This is a genomic window from Achromobacter xylosoxidans (genome assembly GCF_014490035.1).
GTDB lineage: Bacteria > Pseudomonadota > Gammaproteobacteria > Burkholderiales > Burkholderiaceae_B > Achromobacter > Achromobacter bronchisepticus_A.
This window is the reverse complement of record NZ_CP061008.1, coordinates 4,874,441-4,893,700: the sequence shown is the minus strand read 5'-3', so window position 1 is coordinate 4,893,700 and position 19,260 is coordinate 4,874,441. Positions and strand designations below refer to the sequence as shown.

Annotated in this window: 15 protein-coding genes and 3 tRNA genes; 11 read left to right on the top strand and 7 right to left on the bottom strand. The window is 65.6% G+C overall.

The genetic code is table 11. The features are described from left to right. Positions 1-165: 165 nt before the first annotated feature. Positions 166-792 (bottom strand): arylformamidase, encoded by a 627-nt coding sequence (gene kynB / locus IAG39_RS22725; RefSeq protein ID WP_059379291.1) that lies wholly within the window; start codon positions 790-792, stop codon positions 166-168. A gap of 85 nt (positions 793-877) precedes the next feature. Next, complete coding sequence (gene radC, locus IAG39_RS22720) at positions 878-1,555, bottom strand: RadC family protein (RefSeq protein WP_118934216.1); 678 nt, start codon at positions 1,553-1,555, stop codon at positions 878-880. 50 nt (positions 1,556-1,605) lie between these two features. Here radC and IAG39_RS22715 point away from each other — a divergent pair, with 50 nt between their 5' ends. The 3 genes from IAG39_RS22715 to maiA are packed head-to-tail and all read left to right on the top strand — an operon-like array spanning position 1,606 to position 3,759. Continuing rightward, positions 1,606-2,082 carry a peptidylprolyl isomerase gene (locus tag IAG39_RS22715; RefSeq protein WP_118934218.1) on the top strand — a complete coding sequence of 159 codons (477 nt, stop codon included), beginning with the start codon at positions 1,606-1,608 and terminating at the stop codon, positions 2,080-2,082. After that, positions 2,082-3,059 (top strand): 4-hydroxy-3-methylbut-2-enyl diphosphate reductase, encoded by a 978-nt coding sequence (gene ispH / locus IAG39_RS22710; RefSeq protein ID WP_118934220.1) that lies wholly within the window; start codon positions 2,082-2,084, stop codon positions 3,057-3,059. Before IAG39_RS22715 ends, ispH begins: the two co-directional genes overlap by 1 nt. A 55-nt stretch (positions 3,060-3,114) precedes the next feature. Continuing rightward, positions 3,115-3,759: a maleylacetoacetate isomerase gene (gene maiA / locus IAG39_RS22705; protein ID WP_054450982.1), complete on the top strand. Its 645-nt coding sequence runs from the start codon at positions 3,115-3,117 to the stop codon at positions 3,757-3,759. A gap of 23 nt (positions 3,760-3,782) precedes the next feature. Here maiA and IAG39_RS22700 read toward each other — a convergent pair whose 3' ends face one another. From IAG39_RS22700 to IAG39_RS22685, 4 genes are all read right to left on the bottom strand, one after another. Further along, positions 3,783-5,225 carry a DegQ family serine endoprotease gene (locus IAG39_RS22700; RefSeq protein WP_059379342.1) on the bottom strand — a complete coding sequence of 481 codons (1,443 nt, stop codon included), beginning with the start codon at positions 5,223-5,225 and terminating at the stop codon, positions 3,783-3,785. 64 nt (positions 5,226-5,289) lie between these two features. Then, a complete protein-coding gene (locus tag IAG39_RS22695; RefSeq protein ID WP_118934222.1) occupies positions 5,290-6,618 on the bottom strand; it encodes an ATP-binding protein in 1,329 nt (442 codons plus the stop codon). Then, positions 6,615-7,274: a response regulator gene (locus tag IAG39_RS22690; protein ID WP_059379341.1), complete on the bottom strand. Its 660-nt coding sequence runs from the start codon at positions 7,272-7,274 to the stop codon at positions 6,615-6,617. The genes IAG39_RS22695 and IAG39_RS22690 overlap by 4 nt, the downstream gene beginning before the upstream one ends. A gap of 138 nt (positions 7,275-7,412) precedes the next feature. Continuing rightward, a tRNA-Thr gene (locus IAG39_RS22685) sits at positions 7,413-7,488 on the bottom strand. Between the two features lie 214 nt (positions 7,489-7,702). Here IAG39_RS22685 and IAG39_RS22680 point away from each other — a divergent pair. The 3 genes from IAG39_RS22680 to IAG39_RS22670 all read left to right on the top strand — a co-directional run bounded on the left by IAG39_RS22680 (position 7,703) and on the right by IAG39_RS22670 (position 9,882). Next, a tRNA-Asn gene (locus tag IAG39_RS22680) sits at positions 7,703-7,778 on the top strand. A 78-nt stretch (positions 7,779-7,856) separates the two neighbouring features. Then, positions 7,857-8,855 carry a CobW family GTP-binding protein gene (locus IAG39_RS22675; protein ID WP_118934224.1) on the top strand — a complete coding sequence of 333 codons (999 nt, stop codon included), beginning with the start codon at positions 7,857-7,859 and terminating at the stop codon, positions 8,853-8,855. Positions 8,856-8,976: 121 nt separating this feature from the next. Next, the gene (locus tag IAG39_RS22670) at positions 8,977-9,882 is read left to right on the top strand and encodes a LysR family transcriptional regulator (protein WP_118934226.1); all 906 of its coding nucleotides are present in this window, start codon (positions 8,977-8,979) and stop codon (positions 9,880-9,882) included. Between the two features lie 651 nt (positions 9,883-10,533). Here the strand turns inward: IAG39_RS22670 and IAG39_RS22665 are convergent. Next, positions 10,534-10,610, bottom strand: a tRNA-Met gene (locus IAG39_RS22665). Positions 10,611-10,672: 62 nt separating this feature from the next. Here IAG39_RS22665 and scpB point away from each other — a divergent pair. The 5 genes from scpB (at position 10,673) to infB (ending at position 19,255) form a co-directional block, all read left to right on the top strand. Next, on the top strand, positions 10,673-11,920 hold the full coding sequence (scpB, locus tag IAG39_RS22660) for an SMC-Scp complex subunit ScpB (protein WP_118934228.1): 1,248 nt from the start codon (positions 10,673-10,675) through the stop codon (positions 11,918-11,920). Between the two features lie 35 nt (positions 11,921-11,955). After that, positions 11,956-13,743 (top strand): pseudouridine synthase, encoded by a 1,788-nt coding sequence (locus tag IAG39_RS22655; protein ID WP_187774060.1) that lies wholly within the window; start codon positions 11,956-11,958, stop codon positions 13,741-13,743. Between the two features lie 391 nt (positions 13,744-14,134). Next, positions 14,135-14,638, top strand: a complete 504-nt coding sequence (gene rimP / locus IAG39_RS22650) for a ribosome maturation factor RimP (protein ID WP_059379281.1) — start codon at positions 14,135-14,137, stop codon at positions 14,636-14,638. Continuing rightward, positions 14,635-16,113 carry a transcription termination factor NusA gene (gene nusA / locus IAG39_RS22645; RefSeq protein ID WP_118934803.1) on the top strand — a complete coding sequence of 493 codons (1,479 nt, stop codon included), beginning with the start codon at positions 14,635-14,637 and terminating at the stop codon, positions 16,111-16,113. The genes rimP and nusA overlap by 4 nt, the downstream gene beginning before the upstream one ends. 91 nt (positions 16,114-16,204) lie before the next feature. Then, complete coding sequence (gene infB, locus IAG39_RS22640; protein WP_118934805.1) at positions 16,205-19,255, top strand: translation initiation factor IF-2; 3,051 nt, start codon at positions 16,205-16,207, stop codon at positions 19,253-19,255. Positions 19,256-19,260 lie beyond the last annotated feature (5 nt).

Below are 19,260 nucleotides of genomic sequence, written 5' to 3'. Positions count from 1 at the left end.
GCAGGGCGGGGCGGCGCGGCGGGCCGAGGCGGGCAGGGCGCGCCACGAGGGCGCGTGGGGGCGGACGCAGGCAAGCGCCGCATGCAAATCGGAATGGTCTTTCATGGTCGTGCTTCCAGAACCGGCGGCCGACTTCGGATCGGCCGCCATGGCCAGCGGACCAGCCTACAGTTCGCGCAAGACGGCGCGAACCGGGCTGGCATCGGCCTGGACCAGCGCCAACGGCAGTGCGATCAACTCGTAATCGCCTTCCGGCACATCGTCGAGCACCAGGTTCTCCAGTACCCGCATGTCGTGCCGCAAGATCGTGTGGTGGCTGTCCAGGGTCTTGCTGGAGGCGGGGTCGATGCTGGCCGTATCCAGGCCGATCAGCATGACGCCGCGTTCGGCCAGCCATTCGATGGTCTGGGGCGCGTAGGCGGAGAAATCGTCGGTCCACCAGTCCTGCGCGGCGTGCTTGGCGGTGCGGACCAGCACGCGGGGCGGCAGGTTCAAGGCCGCATGGGCCAGGTGGTCCACCGTGATGAGGGGGCCGCAGTCGACGGCGTGGATGACGCGGCAGGGCCCGAGGAACGGTTCGAGGGACACCGCGCCGATGGCGGCGGCGCCGTTCTGGTAATGCAGGGGCGCGTCAGCATGCGCGCCGATGTGCGGCGACATGGTGATTTCGCTGACGTTGACCGGGCAGCCGGGCGCAAGCGACCATTTCCATTGCTGGCGGTACGGCGTGTCGCCAGGAAAGACTGGCGACGCCGTGGAGACGGGCGGGGAGATGTCCCACAAGCGTTTCATGTCAGGCGGGGTGGGTCGAGAGATGCGTTAAGCCTAAAACAATTGCGGGCGCTAGTCTAACGAATTCGGGCGCCGGCCGCAGCCCCTAAAGGCCGCCGAGTTCGGCCATGGACACGACGGTGCCGGCGGCCACGATCAGGTGGTCCACCAGCCGGATGTCCACCAGGGCGAGCGCCTGCTTCAGGTGCTGGGTGAATCCGCGGTCCGCGGCGCTGGGCTCGGCCAGGCCGGACGGATGGTTGTGGGCGATGATCAGGGCCGCCGCGTGGTGGCGCAGGGCTTCGCGCACGACCTCGCGGGGATAGACCGATGCCTGGGACAGGGTGCCGCGCGCCAGTTCGCCCGTGGCGATCAGGCGCAGGCGGTTATCCAGGTAGAGCGCAATGCAGTGTTCCACCTGGCGGTGCCCCAGCGCCATCTTGCAATATTGTTTTACCTGCAGCGGGTGATCCAGGTTGCTGTTGCGGGCCAGGTCTTCCTCGATGGCGCGGCGGGCCAGTTCCAGCAGGGCGGCCAGCATGCACGCCTTGGCGGTTCCCAGGCCGGGAACCGCGGTCAGCTCCTCGGGCGTCGTGCCCAGGAGGCCCCGCAGGCCGCCGAATCTGGCCAGCAGCCGGTTGCCCAATTCCACCACGTCCAGGCCGGGAACGCCGGTGCGCAGGGCGATGGCCAGCAGTTCCGAGTTCTGGAGCGCGGCGGCGCCGTGGCGCAGCAGTCGCTCCCTGGGACGCTCGTGTTTGGGCAGCCGGTCGGACAATTTCATAAGAGGCTCTAAAATCAAGGTTTATTCAATTGCATATACGGTGGCAGATCTTGAGCATCGCCTCTAATGAAGTGAACGTTTTGGTCCGTCCGGATTCCTACCTGACGCTGCACTACCGCATCACGCTGGCCTCGGGACCGGGCAAGGATTCCGTGTTCGCCGATACCTTCGACGGCCGTCCCGGCACGCTGCAGATGGGTAGCGGCCAATGGGCGCCCGGGCTGGAAGCCGCGCTGGTCGGCCGCGCTGAAGGCGAGCGCTTCAGCGTCACGGTGGAACCCGCCAATGCCTACGGCGAACGCAACCCCGAACTGATCCAGCGCGTCACGCGCGCCATGCTGGCCGAGCATGCTGGCGCCGACGCCGCCTTCGAGCCGGGCGACCTGGTGGAATTCACCGCGCCCAATGGCGGCCGCTATTCGGGCGTCCTGAAGGAAATCAACGACGAATCGGCCCTGTTCGATTTCAACCACCCGCTCGCGGGCATCAGCTTGCGGGTCGACGTGGCGCTCTTGGGAGTCCTCTGATGAGCCAGGTTGTCACCGCCGCCGACGCCGAAGTCCTGCTGGCGCAGCCGCGCGGCTTCTGTGCCGGCGTGGATCGCGCCATCGACATCGTCGAGCGCGCGCTTGAACTGCACGGCGCGCCCATCTATGTGCGCCACGAAATCGTCCATAACCGCTACGTGGTGGAAGACCTGCGCGCCAAGGGCGCCATCTTCATCGACGAGCTGGACGACGCGCCTGCCGGCGCCATCGTGGTGTTTTCGGCGCACGGCGTGTCCAAGGCGGTGCGGGCCGAAGCCGAAGCCCGCGGGCTGCGCGTGTTCGACGCCACCTGCCCGCTGGTCACCAAGGTCCACATCGAGGTGGCCCGCATGCGCGCCGCCGGCCGCGAGATCATCATGATCGGCCACAAGGGCCATCCCGAGGTCGAAGGCACGCTGGGCCAGGCCCAGGGCGGCATGTACCTGGTCGAGACCGTCGAGGACGTCGCCGGCCTGCAAGTGACCGATCCCGAGAACCTGGCCTACGTCACGCAGACCACCTTGTCGGTGGACGACGCGGCGGCCGTGTCGCGGGCGTTGAAAGAGCGCTTCCCCAATATCGTCGAGCCCAAGAAAAGCGATATCTGCTACGCCACCCAGAACCGCCAGGACGCGGTCAAGGTGATGGCGCCGGATTGCGACCTGGTGCTGGTGGTGGGCAGTCCCAACAGTTCCAACTCCAACCGGCTGCGCGAAGTGGCCGAACGCAAGGGCGTCGCTTCCTATCTGATCGACGGCGCACAATCGATCGACCCTGCCTGGCTGGTGGGCCGCAAGCGCATCGGCGTCACCGCGGGCGCGTCCGCGCCCGAGATCCTGGTGCAGCAGGTGATCGACCGCGTCAAGGAATTGGGCGCGGTCTCGGTACGCACCATGCCCGGCCTGGAAGAGAATGTGGCGTTCCCGCTGCCCAAGGGGCTGTCCCGCAAGTCGGCGCAGACGGAATCGCTGGAATAAGCAGACGGACGCCGCGCGCATGCGCGGCGCCGCAACAGAAAATCAAGGAGACTTCATGCAGTTGTACAGCTACTTTCGCAGCTCGGCCGCGTACCGCGTGCGCATCGCCCTGAACCTGAAGGGCTTGCCCTACGAATACCTGCCCGTGCATCTGCTGAAGGACGGCGGCCAGCAACTGTCGGCGGATTACCGCAAGGTGAATCCGACCGCGCTGGTGCCCACGCTGGTCGATGGCGACGCCGTCATCGGCCAGTCGCTGGCCATCATCGAATACCTGGAAGAAACGCATCCCGAAGTGCCGTTGCTGCCGGCGGACGCGGTCGGCCGCGCGCGGGTGCGCGACCTGGCGCTGGGCATTGCCTGCGACACGCATCCCTTGAACAACCTGCGCGTGCTGAAGTACCTGAAGCACACCCTGGGCGTGGACGAGGCGGCCAAGACCGCCTGGTACAAGCACTGGGTGCATCAGGGCCTGGAAGCCCTGGAGGCGCAACTGGCGGGCTCTTCCGCCACCGGCCTCTTCTGCCACGGCGATACGCCCACGATCGCCGACCTGTGCCTGGTGCCTCAGGTGGCGAACGCCCAGCGTTTCGACTGCGACCTGTCGGCCATGCCCAACGTCGTGCGCATCGATGCCGCCTGCCGTGCGTTGCCGGCATTCGACGCGGCCGCGCCGGGCAAGCAGCCCGACGCGGAGTAGCGCCTAGCCGGGTGTGGACCGGCTCAGCCGATCTGCACCGGCACGAAGATCTTGTCTTCGCCGCGCTGCACCAGCAGGGCGACCGTCTTGCCCGCCTTGGACAGCGCGTCCTTCACCTGCGCGACGTTGTGCACCGGCACGCCGTTCAGCGACAGCAGCACGTCTCCCGGTTCGATCCCGGCCTTGGCGGCCGGTCCGATCGAGCGTTCGATCAGCAAGCCCTCGGTGCCCGCCGCCTGCTGCTCCTGCGGACTCAACGGCCGCAGCGCCAGGCCGAGCTGACCGCGCTGCACCTCCTGGTCGCCCGCCGAGGCCTGCGTCTTGTCCTTGGGCACGCCGCCCAGGGTGGCGACCAGCTCCTTCTGCGAGCCGTTGCGCCAGACGTCCAGCTTGATCTTCTCGCCCGGCGTGGCCAGCGTGATGGTGGAGGCCAGGTCGCCCGAGGACACGATGGTCTTGCCGTCGATCTTGCGCACCACGTCGCCGGGCTGCAGGCCGGCCTTGTCGGCTGCGCTGCCTTTCTCCACGCTGGAAACCAGCGCGCCCGAGGGCGTATCCAGCTTGAAGGAGTTGGCCAGGTCCTGGTTCACTTCCTGCACCGTCACGCCCAGCCTGGCGTGCTGCACCTTGCCGTGTTCCAGGATCTGGTCCTTGATCTTGTAGGCCACATCGATCGGGATCGAGAACGACAGGCCCTGGAATCCGCCGGTGCGGCTGTAGATCTGCGAATTGATGCCCACGACTTCGCCGCGGTCGTTGAACAGCGGGCCGCCCGAGTTGCCGGGGTTGACCGCCACGTCCGTCTGGATGAAAGGCACCGAGGTGTCGTCGGGCAGCGAGCGGCCCTTGGCGCTGACGATGCCGGCAGTGGCCGTGTTTTCCAGGCCGTAGGGCGAGCCGATGGCCAGCACCCATTCGCCCACCTGCAGCTGGTTGACGTCGCCCACCTTCACCACCGGCAGGTTCTTGGCGTCGATCTTGAGGACGGCCACGTCGGTCTGGGGATCCGAGCCCAGCACCTTGGCCTTGTATTCGCGGCGGTCGGTCAGCTTGACGGTGACTTCCTTGGCGTCCTGGACCACGTGCGCATTGGTCAGGATGATGCCGTCGGCGCTGACGATGAAGCCGGAGCCTTCGCCGCGCATGGGTACTTCACGCGCAGGCCGCTGGCCGCGCGCGCCGGGAATCTGGCCGAAGAACTGGGCGAAGGGATCGCCTTCGTCGGCCGACACCTTGCGCGTGCCGCTGACGCTGATGTTCACCACGGCCGGGCCGAAGTCGCGCGTGATCTGCGCGAAATTCGGCGGGCTGGACGTGCCCGGCGTTTGGATGGAGGAGGTGATGGCCGGCGCGTTGGCCGCCATCGAAACGCCGCCGGTGAAGGCGGTTGCGCCCGCGCCGCCTATGGCGCCGGCAGCCAGCAGCGCCAGCACCAGGCGCGAGGGTTTCATTTGGGTGGTCTTCATGTCGGCTCCTGCGTTCATGTTGAAGGACATGGCGCTATCTTCGGGCCTGACACTTAGGCGAGCCTTAAGTCGGAAAAACCACCTTCACGCGCAGGCCTGAGCCAGCCGGCGTGTCCTGCAGTTCTATGGTGGCGCCGTGCTGGTCGGCGATGCTGCGCGCGATCGCCAGCCCCAGGCCGCTACCGTGCTGCGCATTGCCTTCGACGCGGTAAAAGCGGTCGAACACGCGCTCGCGTTCTTCAGGGGCGATACCCGGGCCTTCGTCGTCGATCAGCAGGGCGGCTTCAGCGGAAGTCTGTTCCAGATGGAGGTGGATGCGCTTGCCGGCGGGCGTGTATTTGATCGCGTTGTCGAGCAGATTGCGGACCAGCAGCGTCAGTGCGTCGCGGTGTCCCTGCACCCAGGCTTGCGGCGCGCCGTCCAGATCGATGCCGAGTGACTTGGCGTTGGCCTGGGGCAGCATTTCAGAGAGCGCCTGGCGCAGCACGTCGGCCAGGTCCACGGCTTCGGCGGGCGCCTGTCCCGCCGCGCTTTCGTGGCGCGCCAGGGAGAGCAGTTGCTCCACCAGGCGCGTGGCGCGGTCGATGCCGGCGGCCAGCCGTTGTTCGGCAAGCCGGCGCGCATCCGCATCGCCCGCGCGTTGCAGGGCCTGCAACTGCAGGCGCAGCGCCGTCAGGGGCGAACGCAGTTCGTGCGCCGCATCGCCGACGAACTGTTTCTGCTGCGCGAAGGCGCCGCGCATGCGCTCCAGCAGCAGGTTCAGTTCCAGCACCAGCGGCCGGATCTCATCGGGCAGGCCCTCCACGCTGACGGGCGACAGGTCTTCGGGCTGGCGCGCCGCAACCTGGGAGCGCGCGCGCTTTACCGGCCGTAGCGACCAACTGACCACGCACCAGACGATCAGCATGAGCAAGGGGGCTGCTGCGGCGATGGGGGCGATGGTGCGCAGCGCCAGCGCGCGCGCCATGCTGGTGCGCACGGCCATGTCCTGCGCCACCTGGATGACCTGGAAGGGCGTGGCCAGCGAATACACGCGATAGGTGCTGCCCTCCATCTTCGCGTCGGAGAAGCCGAGGATGATCTGGTCCGGCAACGGCCGGCGGGATCGGGAATTGAAGACGCGCACGCCGTCGGGTGTCCAGATCTGGATGATCAGGTCGTCCGCCACGGGCGATCCCGCGCCGCGCGCGTGCGCCGGGCCTGTGCTGAGCAGTCCGTCGCCCGTGCCCAGCGACAGGGCGGTGCGCTGCAGCAGCGAGTCGAAGATATCGTCGGCCTGCGCCAGGGTGCTGCGGTAGGCGATGACGCCTTGCACCAGCGCGCCGACCATGATGGCGGCCAACAGGAAGAAAAGCAGCCTGGCTCTCAGTGAGTAGCTAAGCGGAATGCTCATGTTTTGGGGATGACATAGCCGACGCCTCTGACGTTCTGGATCAGGTTCTGACCCAGCTTCTTGCGCAGGCCATGAATATAAACCTCAACCGCGTTGCTGCTGATGCCGTCTTTCCAGCTATACAGCTTTTCTTCCAGCTGGGCGCGCGAAAAAATCATGCCCGGGCGCGCGATCAGCGGTTCCAGCACCGCCCATTCGCGCGCGGTCAGCGTGACCGGAGCGCCGTCCACCATGGCGGCGTGCGACTGGGGGTCGATGGTGATGCCCTCGTGCTCGAACACCGGTTCCGCGCGGCCCGCGCTGCGGCGGATCAGGGCGCGCATGCGGGCCAGCAGTTCATCCACGTCGTAGGGTTTGACCACGTAGTCGTCGGCGCCGGCGTCCAGTCCCGCGATCCGGTCGCTCACCGCGTCGCGGGCGGTGGCGATCAGCACCGGCGTGCGGTCCTTGCGCGTGCGCAGATCGCGCAGCAGCGACAGGCCGTCGCGCTTGGGCAGGCCCAGGTCCAGGAGTATGAGGTCGTAGGTATCGGTGCGCAGCGCGAGTTCCGCGGCATTGCCGTCCTTGACCCAGTCTACGGCGTAGTGCTCGGCGCGCAGGCAGTCCAGCACGCTCTCGCCTATCATGAGGTCGTCTTCGACTAGAAGGATGCGCATGGTGATGTCCGCCAGGATGGTCCAGCAGGTTGGACGCATGGCGGCGGGCGGGAGTTCCCGGGCGGAGCGGGGGAAGGGTGGTGCGCGAACCGGCGCGGAAATGAAAAAAGCAGCCCGAGAGGGCTGCTTTTTGGAATCTGGTGCCGGCAATAGGAGTCGAACCTACGACCTTCGCATTACGAATGCGCTGCTCTACCAACTGAGCTATGCCGGCAAGACCATTTGCTCCGCTTTTCTCTTGTAAGAACCGCAAGCAAAACATCTTTGTTTTTTTCCGGTCCGTCACCCTGTTTATGGGGTCCGATCTGGAAAGACCGAGATCATATCAGAGTTTTTTTGCGATGGGAAACCAAGCAGGCCAAACAGGCGAAAAAATCAGCGATTTGCACAGTTCGAATTTTTAGTTCATAATCTCGTTTCTTAGCAGTTCCCCGATAGCTCAGTCGGTAGAGCGACGGACTGTTAATCCGCAGGTCGCTGGTTCGAGCCCAGCTCGGGGAGCCAAAGAATTCAGGGCCATTCACGCAAGTGAATGGCCCTTTTGGTTTTCTTCATCGGAATGGCTTGCATGGAAGATCGGGTATGGACGACAAGCGCATAGGCGTGACGGTGATCTCCGGTTTCCTGGGTAGCGGCAAGACGTCGCTGCTCAACCGGTTGCTGCGGGATCCGTCGTACGCCGATAGCGTTGTCATCGTCAACGAATACGGCGAGGTGGGCGTCGACCATCACCTGGTGCGCCAGGCCCGCGACAACATCGTCCTGATCGAGGGCGGCTGCCTGTGCTGCGTCGTCAGCGGCGCGGTGGTCGAAGCCTTGCGCGAGTTATTCATGTTGGCGCTCAGCCGCAAGATCAAGCCCTTTCGTCGCGTGATCATCGAAACCAGCGGCTTGGCCGATCCCGCGCCCATCCTGTTCACCCTCAAGCACGACCGCTTCCTCGCCGAGCGCTATGCGTACCGGGGCGCGATCGTCCTGGCGGACGCGCGCGGCGGATCGGACCAATTGGAACGGCAGCCCGAAGCGTTGCGGCAACTGGCCCTGGCGGATGTCGTGGTGTTCAGCAAGCCCGATCTGGCGGACGCGGCGAGTCTGGATCTTCTGGAGCAGGCGGTGGTCGCGATCAATCCAGGGGCGCGGCGCTGCGTGCAATGGCCCGATGCGCCGCTTGCGGATCCGCTGCGCGCGGGTCTCGATCTGCAGGCCAGGCGCGATGGCGTCGCTCTGGCGAATTGGTTGCGGCCCTTCGCGCAGCCGCGGAGCGCCGTTCATGGGGATGTGGGCAGTTTCTCGCTGGTACTGGCCGCTCCCGTCGGACGGGCGGCGTTTCTTGCCGGCATGTCGCGGGTCCTGGAGCGCTATGGGCAGGGCTTGCTGCGCGTGAAGGGGCTGGTGTGCTTCGAGGGCGAGGCGCTGCCGTGCGAGGTGCATGGCGTGCATGGCGAGCTCTATCCGATCAATCAGCTGGAGCGATGGCCGGACGAGGGGCGGGTGTCGCGGCTGGTCTGCATCTTGCGGGGGCTTGAGGCGGGCGAGGTCCGTGCTGCCCTGAGTGTCGCGCTCGGGCAGCCGACCTCTTGAACGCCTGCGTCTGAACGTCTGGCCCGGTCAGGGTTCGCGGGCGGCGGTCTCGATTATGGTGTCGATGTTGCGCCGAAATACGGTATAACCGGAGCGGTCTGGTGCAAGAATCGAGACAATCATGGATCGTTTGAAAGCCATGCAGGTATTCGTGGAAGTCGCTGACAGGGGCAGCCTGTCGGCGGCGGCGATTCATCTGGACATGTCGCGCGCCATGGTGTCGCGCTATCTCGCGGAAATGGAGCAGTGGGTGGGGGTGCGCCTGTTGCATCGCACGACGCGGCGTCTGAGCCTGACGCCCGCCGGCGCCGAAACGCTGCCGCGCTGCCGGCAGATGCTGGACATGGTGGGGGATCTGCGCAATGCGGTATCGACCCCGGACGATACGCCCCGCGGCCTGCTGCGCATCACCACCAGCATGTCGTTCGGCTCGCGCCATCTGGCCAGCGCCATTACCGACTACGTCAAGCTGCATCCGGGCACCTCGGTCGACCTGATGCTGGTGGATCGCGCCGTCAACCTGGTGGAAGAGCGCGTGGATCTGGCTGTACGCATCACCAACGACCTGGATCCCAACCTGATTGCCCGCAAGCTGGCGGTCTGCCGCTCGGTGGTGTGCGCCTCGCCCGAGTATCTGCAGCGCGAAGGCGTGCCGGCGCGCATCGAAGACCTGTCCTTGCGCAACTGTCTGACCCATTCGTATTTCGGCAAGAGCCTGTGGCGTTTCGAGCGCGATGGCGAGCCGGTGGATGTGCCCGTCAGCGGCAATATCAGCGCGAACGAGGTCTCGGTGTTGGCGCGCGCGGCGCTGGAGGGCGCGGGCATTGCGATGTTGCCGACCTACTATGCCGCGGACGACATCGCATCGGGCCGCCTGCGGGCCATCCTGACCCAAAGCAAGCCCCGGGAGTTGGGCATTTACGGCGTTTATGTCTCGCGTCGCCAGATGCCCCTGATCTTGAGATCCATGCTGGATTTTCTCGTGAGCCGCCTGGAGTCCACGCCATGGGACAAGCCTGCTCCGTAGTTTTTGCGCCGCGCAAGGCGCCGTGCGGGCTTGAGGGTGGGGTATATGGCGGTATAATGAAACAACTGCTTGAATATGTTGGGCGCGGTCGGCGGATGCCTGCTGTGTGTAGTTAGAAAACATCCAAGAATCGTGGTTGCGGCTCGGGTGAGCCGCGGCATCGCGGAACCGGTTTTTCGCGTGCGCCAGGGGAAACATATCGGGTTTGTGGGGTGCGGCGGTCTGTCCGTGGCGCCCGAGCCTCGATGATTCAGGTCCTTGATATCGATTGCCGCAGGAAAGCGGCGCCGGGTTGCCGGCGTGCTCCGCGGGCTGGCTGGCGATTTGTGCCGGCTTTTCCAGAATTTGCTTGAGTGTTTGCTGCGCCAGGCGCGGCAGGCATCCCGCTCAATCCCGATTGGCGCGGTCGTTTCGGCACATGTCCAGGGTACCTCTACCCGGGGCGCATGGCGGTAAACACAGGAATCCCGTGAGAACTACGCAAACCAATGCTGTCTGTTGCTGGCGAGCCGCCGAGGCTGCCGGCGCGGCGGCGGGTGTCTGTGCTGGCGCGCCGCGCGCGCTGGTGCGGTCGGGTTTGCCGGACTCGCTGATTTTTTCCGGCGCCGCAAATGAAAAAGGCCCGGCGAAATCGCCAGGCCTGAATCAATTTGGTTGCGGGGGCAGGATTTGAACCTACGACCTTCGGGTTATGAGCCCGACGAGCTGCCAGACTGCTCCACCCCGCGTCTGAGAAATGAATAGTAGCCTTATTTTCAACCTAGCGCAAGTTAGCCCTTTTTGAATTTGAATGTCGATGAACGATAGCGAGGCAATACTCGTGTTGGAAACCGCGCTGCTTTGCGCGGCGCAGCCGATGCAACTGTCCGATATGCGCAAGCTGTTCGGGGACGATGAACAATTCGACAACAGCGCATTGCGCACGCTTCTGGAAACGCTGCAGGCCAATTGGGCCGATGGCGGGCTGGAACTGGTGCAGTTGGCCACCGGATGGCGCTTTCAGAGCCGTCCGCGCATGCAGCGCTACCTTGAGCGCCTCAATCCGGAAAAGCCGCCCAAGTACTCGCGCGCCGTGATGGAGACGCTGGCCATCGTGGCCTGGCGCCAACCGGTGACGCGTGGCGACATCGAGGATATCCGCGGCGTCACCGTGTCTTCGCAGATCGTGAAGGCGCTGGAAGACCGCGGTTGGATCGAGGTCATCGGCCACCGCGACGCGCCGGGCCGTCCGGCGCTGTTCGGCACGACACGCCAGTTTCTCGATGACCTGGGCCTGCGCGCCCTGGACGAATTGCCGGCGCTGGAATCCGCGCAGGCCGCTGCGGCGCTCGCCGGGCTGGACCTGGGCGAAGTGCAGCAGGTGCTGGGTGGGGAAGCGCCCGCCGCAGAGGCTGATGCGTCTGCCGAGGGCGCCGAGGCAGCCGACCAAGCCATTGCCGAGGTCGAGCAAGGTGCCGAAGGTGAGATAAGTGCCGAGGGCGGGGCTGGCGGCGAAGCCGAGGCTCGTCCCGAGGGCGAACCTGCGGTCACGGCAGGCGAGCCCGACGTGTCCGAAAGCAGTATTCCGGTTGCGGAATTGTCTGTTTCGGAACAGGATATACCCATCGCTCCCGTCGATAGCGTAGAATCCATGCTTTCGCGCACAGAAGAAGGCGCGGATCCCGCCGACGAATCCACCGTCCGGGAGCAAGCCGAAGGCTTGTCCAATACGTCAGCCACGTCCGGTTTTCCCGACGATACGGCTGACAACGACATTTCCGATATGGCCGCCGATGCCCCAGAAGCCGGCGCTGCAAAGGAAAACGTCGAGAACGCAAAACACGCGGAACCGACCGACCCGATTGACGAGACCGATACCGCGGCGCCTGACGCCGCCGGGCATGAGCCCGCTTCCGGTCTTGCCGATCCTGTTCGGCCTGGCCCGGATGCCGCCTCTCCGGAATCGGACGAGGCAGGCTTCGAGCGGCCCGAGACCGATCGAGAGCCGGCGTCCCCAGATGATGACGAGCCTGCCGCAGGCAGGCCCACCCAAGTTTGAAATTCGGAGCTGTCCCAGTGACAACGAATACAGCAATGCAGGACGACAATCCCCGTTCGGATGATGCCGTTTCCAACGGCCAGCCGGAATCCGCCGCGCGTGAGCCGGCGGCTGAAGGCGAGACGGGAGCCCGCGGCAGGGGCCGCAAGCTGAGAACGCCGTTCCGCCGCCGCCGCGGCGATACCGCCGCCGAGCAGGCGCCGGCCGGCGAGGCGCAGCCCGCGGCGGCCGCCGCCCCTCAGGCCGAGCCGCAGGAATCGCGCGGCACCGAGCAGGAAGCCGAGCAGGCGCTGTCGTACCTGGAAACCGCTGACCGCATGGAGCAGCGTCTGGGCAAGTACCTGAACAGCGATTCGGTCATGCCCAAGCTGCACAAGGTGCTGGCGGACGCCGGCATCGGTTCGCGCCGCGAAATGGAAGAACTGATCGTCGCGGGCCGCGTGTCGGTCAATGGCGAGCCGGCCCATATCGGCCAGCGCGTGGCACCCAATGACCAGGTGCGCGTCAACGGCAAGCCCATCATGCGCGTCAACACGAAAAAGCCGCCGCGCGTGATCCTGTATCACAAGCCCGCCGGCGAGATCGTCAGCCACGACGACCCGGGTGGCCGCGCAAGCGTTTTTGCCCGTCTGCCCAAGCTGCGCACGGGTAAATGGCTGTCGGTCGGCCGCCTGGACCTGAATACTGAAGGCCTGTTGATCTTCACGACCTCCGGCGACATGGCCAACCGCATCATGCATCCGCGCTACGGCACGGAGCGCGAGTACGCGGTGCGTGTGCTGGGCGAGATGGACGAGGCCCAGCGCCAGTCGCTGGTCGACGGCATCGAGCTGGACGACGGCATGGCTGCCTTCGGCGCCTTGGACTACCTGGGCGGCGACGGCAGCAACCGCTGGTATCGCGTCACGCTGCAGGAAGGCCGCAATCGTGAGGTTCGCCGCATGTTCGAGGCCGTGGGCGTCACGGTCAGCCGGCTGATCCGCACCCGTTTTGGCGACGTGGTCCTGCCGCGTACGTTGCGCCGCGGCCGCTGGGAAGAGCTGGATTCTTCCCTGGTCACGGCCTTGATGGTCCAGTTGGGCCTGGTGCGCGACGACGACGAATCCGGCGGCAACCGCCGCCGCTCCAAGCAGCCGCAATCTCATGACAGCGCGCTGCCCCCGGGTTTCGGCACCATGGACCGCAACGGCATGAACGGCGCGCGCATCGGCCGCCGCGGCAAGCTGCAAGGCGGCCGCTTGGGCAGCGCAGGCCAGGCGGCCGCGTGTCCGTCGGATCCTTTTGGCACGGGCTTGATGATTGCTGGCGGTTACGCCAATGGCCACCCCCTGTCGGGAGAGGGCGCTGGCGGCAACCGCAAGGGCGGCAAGCCTGGCGGCGGCCGTTCCGCAACGGGAGCGGGCGGCGGCAAGGCTGGCGGCAAGCAGGGCGGGGGCAAGCCTGGCGGCAAGTCCGGAGGCAAGCCGCGCGGTCCGCGCGCGGCTGCGGCAGGCGGTCAGCCTGGCAATGCCATGTCGGTCGAGGCTGGCGCCGGCAACGTCGCGGAAGCGCCGGCCGGCGGTCGTCGGCCGGTTGGCGGCAAGCCTGCCGGCGCGCGTGGCAATAGCAGTCGTGGCGGCAAGCCGGCAGGCGCTGGTGGCGGCCGTAGCGGCAATAAGTCGGGCGGCGCCGGCGGCAATAAGGGGCCGAACGCTGGCGGCAAGCCGCGCGCACCCCGCAATGCCTCGTCGTCTCCGCGTGGCGATGACTGGCAGCCGCGCGGCGCTTCGGCGCACGAATCCCGTCTCGGTGTGATGGGCGGGCGCGGTCGTCAGGGGCGCTGAAGGTCCGCGGGCGGCGCGCCGGACGCGCCGCCGCGCGGGATATGTCCCGCATAAGCGTAAGCCCGCGACGAATCAGGCGTTTTTCCAGTTTATCTGGTAAAATCAATGGTTTTCATGGCTTCGCGCCGTTGTCTTTTGCGTGCCCGCAAGGAAAAAGCACGCAAATACAGGGGGCGGCGAGAGCCTGGCAGTTTGCATCGGACTTTGCGCCTGGTGCTGCCTGGCCCGAATTGCGGGTTGGGGCGGCGGTCTTAATGGCCTGGGCGGCGCAAGCCAAATTTAGGTCGCAATATAGGGCACTGCCCAGCATTGCTCCTTACGTGCAGTAGGGTGGCGGCTGGGCGCTGTGCAATACGGTGGGCTGGGCGTGCAGCCCATTTTTTTTGAGTATATGGCTGATTTATTCGCATTGACCAAAGAGGCTCTGGCCGGCATGGACGTCGAACTCGTGGACGTCGAGCGTGCCGCCCTGGGCCTTTTGCGCGTCACGATCGATCGGGTCGGCGGTGTGCGCATCGAAGACTGTGAACAGGTGTCCCGCCAGTTGTCGCGGGTGTTCGAAGTCGAGAACGTCGACTACAAACGACTGGAAGTCGGTTCGCCGGGCGTCGACCGCCCGCTGCGCAACGAGGCCGACTTCCGCCGGTTCGCAGGCGAGCGCATCGAAATCAAGCTGCGCGAGGCATTGGACGGCCGCAAGGTCTTTGCCGGCACCCTGACGGTGCCCGAAGACGATGCCGCAGCCTCCGACGCGGCTGCTGGAATGCAAAAGACCGTGTTCGGTCTCGAATTTGAGGCAAAAAAGAACGAAGTCCAGGTGTTGAATTTCACGGTCGACGATATCGAACGTGCAAAACTGGATCCCGTTCTGGATTTCAAGGGCAAAAAGCGATGAGTCGCGAAATTCTTCTGTTGGTCGATGCCTTGGCGCGTGAAAAGAACGTCACGCGCGACGTCGTGTTCGGAGCGCTGGAAAGCGCGCTGGCCTCGGCGATGAAAAAGCGCTTCAAGGATGATGCTGACATCCGTGTCGCCATCGATAGGGACACGGGCGATCACGAAGGCTTCCGCCGCTGGCTGGTCGTGCCCGATGAGGCAGGCCTGCAAGAGCCCGACAAGCAGGAAATGCTGTCGGACGCGCTGGAAATCGTTCCCGGCATCAAGGAAGGCGAGTACATCGAAGAGCCGCTCGAACCCATCGAGTTCGGCCGCATCGGCGCGCAGGCGGCCAAGCAGGCCATTCTGCAGAAGATCCGCGACGCCGAGCGCGAACAGGTGCTGAACGACTTCCTGGACCGTGGCGAAACCATCGTGTCCGGAACGATCAAGCGCATGGACAAGGGCGACGCCATCGTCGAAACCGGCAAGATCGAAGCGCGCCTGCCGCGTTCCGAAATGATCCCGAAGGAAAACCTCCGGGTGGCCGACCGCGTTCGCGCCTTTGTGTTGCGCGTAGACCACGCCGCGCGCGGCCAGCAGGTGATCCTGTCGCGCACCGCACCGGAATTCATCCGCCAGCTGTTCGAGAACGAAGTCCCCGAAATCGAGCAAGGCCTGCTCGAGATCAAAGCCGCGGCCCGCGATGCCGGCGTGCGTGCGAAGATCGCCGTGGTGGCATACGATAAGCGCATCGACCCGATCGGCACCTGCGTGGGCATGCGCGGTTCGCGCGTGACCGCCGTGCGCAACGAGCTGGGCGGCGAACAGGTCGATATCGTGCTGTGGTCGGAAGACCCCGCTCAGTTTGTCATCGGCGCCCTGGCGCCGGCCAACGTCGAGTCCATCGTCGTTGATGAAGACAAGCACGCGATGGACGTCGTGGTGGACGAGGAAAACCTGCCCAAGGCCATTGGCGCCAAGGGCCAGAACGTCCGCCTGGCTTCCGAGCTGACCGGCTGGCAGATCAACATCATGACGCCGGAAGAAAGCCTGAACCGCCAGGAAGTCGAGCGTTCGGGCCTGCGCTCCACGTTCATGAGCAAGCTGGACGTCGACGAGGAAGTCGCTGACATCCTGATCGACGAAGGTTTTACCGGTATCGAGGAAATCGCCTACGTGCCCATGCAGGAATTGCTGGAAATCGAGGCCTTTGACGAAGACACCATCAATGAGTTGCGCGCCCGTGCCCGCAATGCGCTGCTGACCGAGGCGATCGCCCAGGAAGAGCGCCTTGAGACCGCGCAGGATTTGCTCGAACTCGAAGGCATGACGCCCGAACTGGCTGCCAAGCTGGCCGAGCGTCAAGTGCATACGCGTGATGATCTGGCCGAACTGGCGACGGACGAACTGGCGGAAATCGCCGGTCTGACCGAGCAGGAAGCCAGCGATCTCATCATGCGTGCCCGCGCCCATTGGTTCGACGAGGAATAACCAAAAGGACACGGGTCCGTGGCGGGCGGGATATCCGCCGCCGCGAGTTCACGTTGTTTGTAATAGCTGCATATAGGGAAGAGAGAGCCTAATGTCGAGTAATACCGTCGCGCAGTTCGCTACCGAGCTGAAAATGCCTGCCAATGTGCTGCTGGATCAGCTGCGCTCGGCTGGCGTTGACCTCAAATCGGTCGACGATTCCGTCACCGACAGCGACAAGGCGAAATTGCTCGAATCGCTGCGTCGCGCCCACGGCGCGACCGAAGGCAAGAAGATCACCTTGACGCGCCGCCAGACGTCCGAGATCCGCCAGGCGGATGCCACCGGCCGTTCGCGCACGATTCAAGTCGAAGTGCGCAAGAAGCGCGTGTTCGTCAAGCGTGATCCCTCCGAAATCGCCCTGGAACAGGCCGCGTCCGCGCGTGCCGAAGAGGAAGCAGCCGCCGAAGCGGCGCCGCAGGAAGTGTCGGCGCCCGTCGCGCCCGAGGCTCCCTCTGCTGCCGCTCCTCGCGAGACCGCTCCCGTCCAGGCCGAGGCTGTTGCCCCGGCCAAGGCTGAAGAGCCCGTTGCTGCAGAAGCGCCCGCGCCGGTTGAAGCGCCCGCGCCTGTTGAATCCGTCGCGGCCGAAGCGCCCGCTCCCGTCGAGGCGAAAGCCGCCGAAGTCCAGGCCCAGCCTGAACCCGAACCGACGCCGGCGCCTGCTCCTGCCGAGCCCGTGGCCGAAGAGGCCAAGCCCGAAGTCAAGACTGAATCCACCGAGCCCCAGGCTGAAGAAGCCAAGCCGGAACCCGTTGTGCTAGCCAATAAGTCCGAAACATCTTCCTCCCAGGCCACCGCGCCTGTCGCCCAGGCTCAGCCTGCTGCGAAGTCCGAACCCGTCAAAACCGCCGCGAAGCCCGAGCCCGCCGCGCCCGCCGTCAAGGTTGGCAACCGCGCGGACAACCGCCGCGCCGGCCCGCCTCTCGCGGCTTCCGCCCAGCCGGCGGCCCGCGATGAAGCTCGCCGCAAGGCCGAGGCTGAAGCCGCCGCTCTGCGCGAGATGCTGAACCGTCCGCGCAAGGTGCTGCGCGCTCCCGAACCGGAAGCGCCCGCCGCTGCCGCGCCGATCTCCGGCACGCTGCACAAGCCGGCAGGCAAGCCGGGCGCCGCTCCTGGCGCCAAGAAGGACGCCAAGCCCGCCGCTCCCGGCGCGAAGAAGACCATCAAGACCGCCGAAGTCGCTTCGACCTGGTCCGATGACGCCTCGCGCAAGAAGCCCGCGGACAAGCCGGCAGCCCCGGCCAGCCGTGACGGCTGGCGCGCTGGCGGCAAGGGTGGCGGCAAGGGCGGCCGAGGCGGCCGCAACCAGCAGAACGATCGCCGCAACGAGCCGGCGCCGCAGGAATTCATCGCGCGTGAAGTCCACGTGCCGGAAACCATCAGCGTGGCCGACCTGGCCCACAAGATGTCCGTCAAGGCCGCCGAAGTCATCAAGCAACTGATGAAGCTGGGCCAGATGGTCACCATCAACCAGGTGCTGGACCAGGAAACCGCCATGATCGTGGTCGAGGAACTGGGCCACGTGGCGATCGCCGCCAAGCTGGACGACCCGGAAGCCTTCCTGGACGAAACCGCCAGCGTGTCGGAAGCCGAACAGCTGCCGCGCGCGCCGGTCGTGACCGTCATGGGCCACGTCGACCACGGCAAGACCTCGCTGCTGGACTACATCCGCCGCGCCAAGGTTGCCGCAGGCGAAGCCGGCGGCATTACGCAGCACATCGGTGCCTACCACGTTCAGACCGAACGCGGCATGGTGACCTTCCTTGACACCCCGGGCCACGAGGCGTTTACCGCCATGCGCGCCCGCGGCGCCAAGGCGACCGACATCGTCATCCTGGTCTGCGCGGCCGACGACGGCGTGATGCCGCAGACCCGCGAAGCCATTCACCACGCGAAGGCCGCAGGCGTTCCGATGGTCGTGGCCATGACCAAGATCGACAAGCCCTCCGCCAACCCCGAACGCGTCAAGCAGGAACTGGTTGCCGAGGAAGTGGTGCCGGAAGAATACGGCGGCGACGTGCCGTTCGTGTCCGTGTCGGCCAAGACCGGCGAGGGCATCGACGATCTGCTCGAAAACCTGCTGCTGCAAGCCGAAGTGCTGGAATTGAAGGCTCCCGTCGACGCGCCCGCCAAGGGCCTGGTGATCGAAGCCCGTCTCGACAAGGGCCGCGGCCCGGTCGCGACCATCCTGGTGCAAAGCGGCACCCTGCACCGTGGCGACGTGGTGCTGGCCGGCGCAAGCTTTGGCCGCGTGCGCGCCATGCTGGACGAAAACGGCAAGCCGATCCAGGAAGCCGGTCCGTCGATCCCTGTGGAAATCCAGGGCCTGACCGAAGTGCCGGCCGCTGGCGACGAGCTGATGGTGCTGTCCGACGAGCGCAAGGCGCGCGAAATCGCGCTGTTCCGCCAGGGCAAGTTCCGTGACGTCAAGCTGGCCCGCCAACAGGCCGCCAAGCTCGAGTCCATGTTCGACAACCTGGGCGAGGGCACGCAGACCCTGGCCCTGATCGTGAAGACCGACGTCCAGGGTTCGCAGGAAGCGCTGGTGCAGTCCCTGGTCAAGCTGTCGACCGACGAAGTGCGCGTGCAGGTCGTGCACGCCGCCGTGGGCGGCATCTCGGAAAGCGACATCAACCTGGCCATCGCCTCGAACGCCGTCGTCATCGGCTTCAACGTCCGCGCCGAAGCCAGCGCCAAGAAACTGGCGGAGAACAACGGCATCGACGTGCGCTACTACAACATCATCTACGACGCCGTGGATGAGGTGAAGGCAGCCATGTCGGGCATGTTGGCGCCCGAGAAGAAGGAAGAAGTCATCGGCTTGGTCGAGATCCGCGAGGTTTACAGCATTTCCCGCATCGGCAACATCGCCGGTTGTATGGTGCTGGACGGCCTGGTGCGTCGCGATTCGCAAGTCCGCCTGCTGCGCAACAACGTGGTCCAGTGGACCGGCCAGCTCGATTCGCTGCGCCGCTTCAAGGACGACGTCAAGGAAGTCAAGTCGGGTTTCGACTGCGGCCTTACGCTGCGCGGCAACAACGACATCCAGGTGGGCGACCAGCTGGAAGTCTTTGAAATCAAGGAAATCGCGCGTACGCTGTAAGGCGA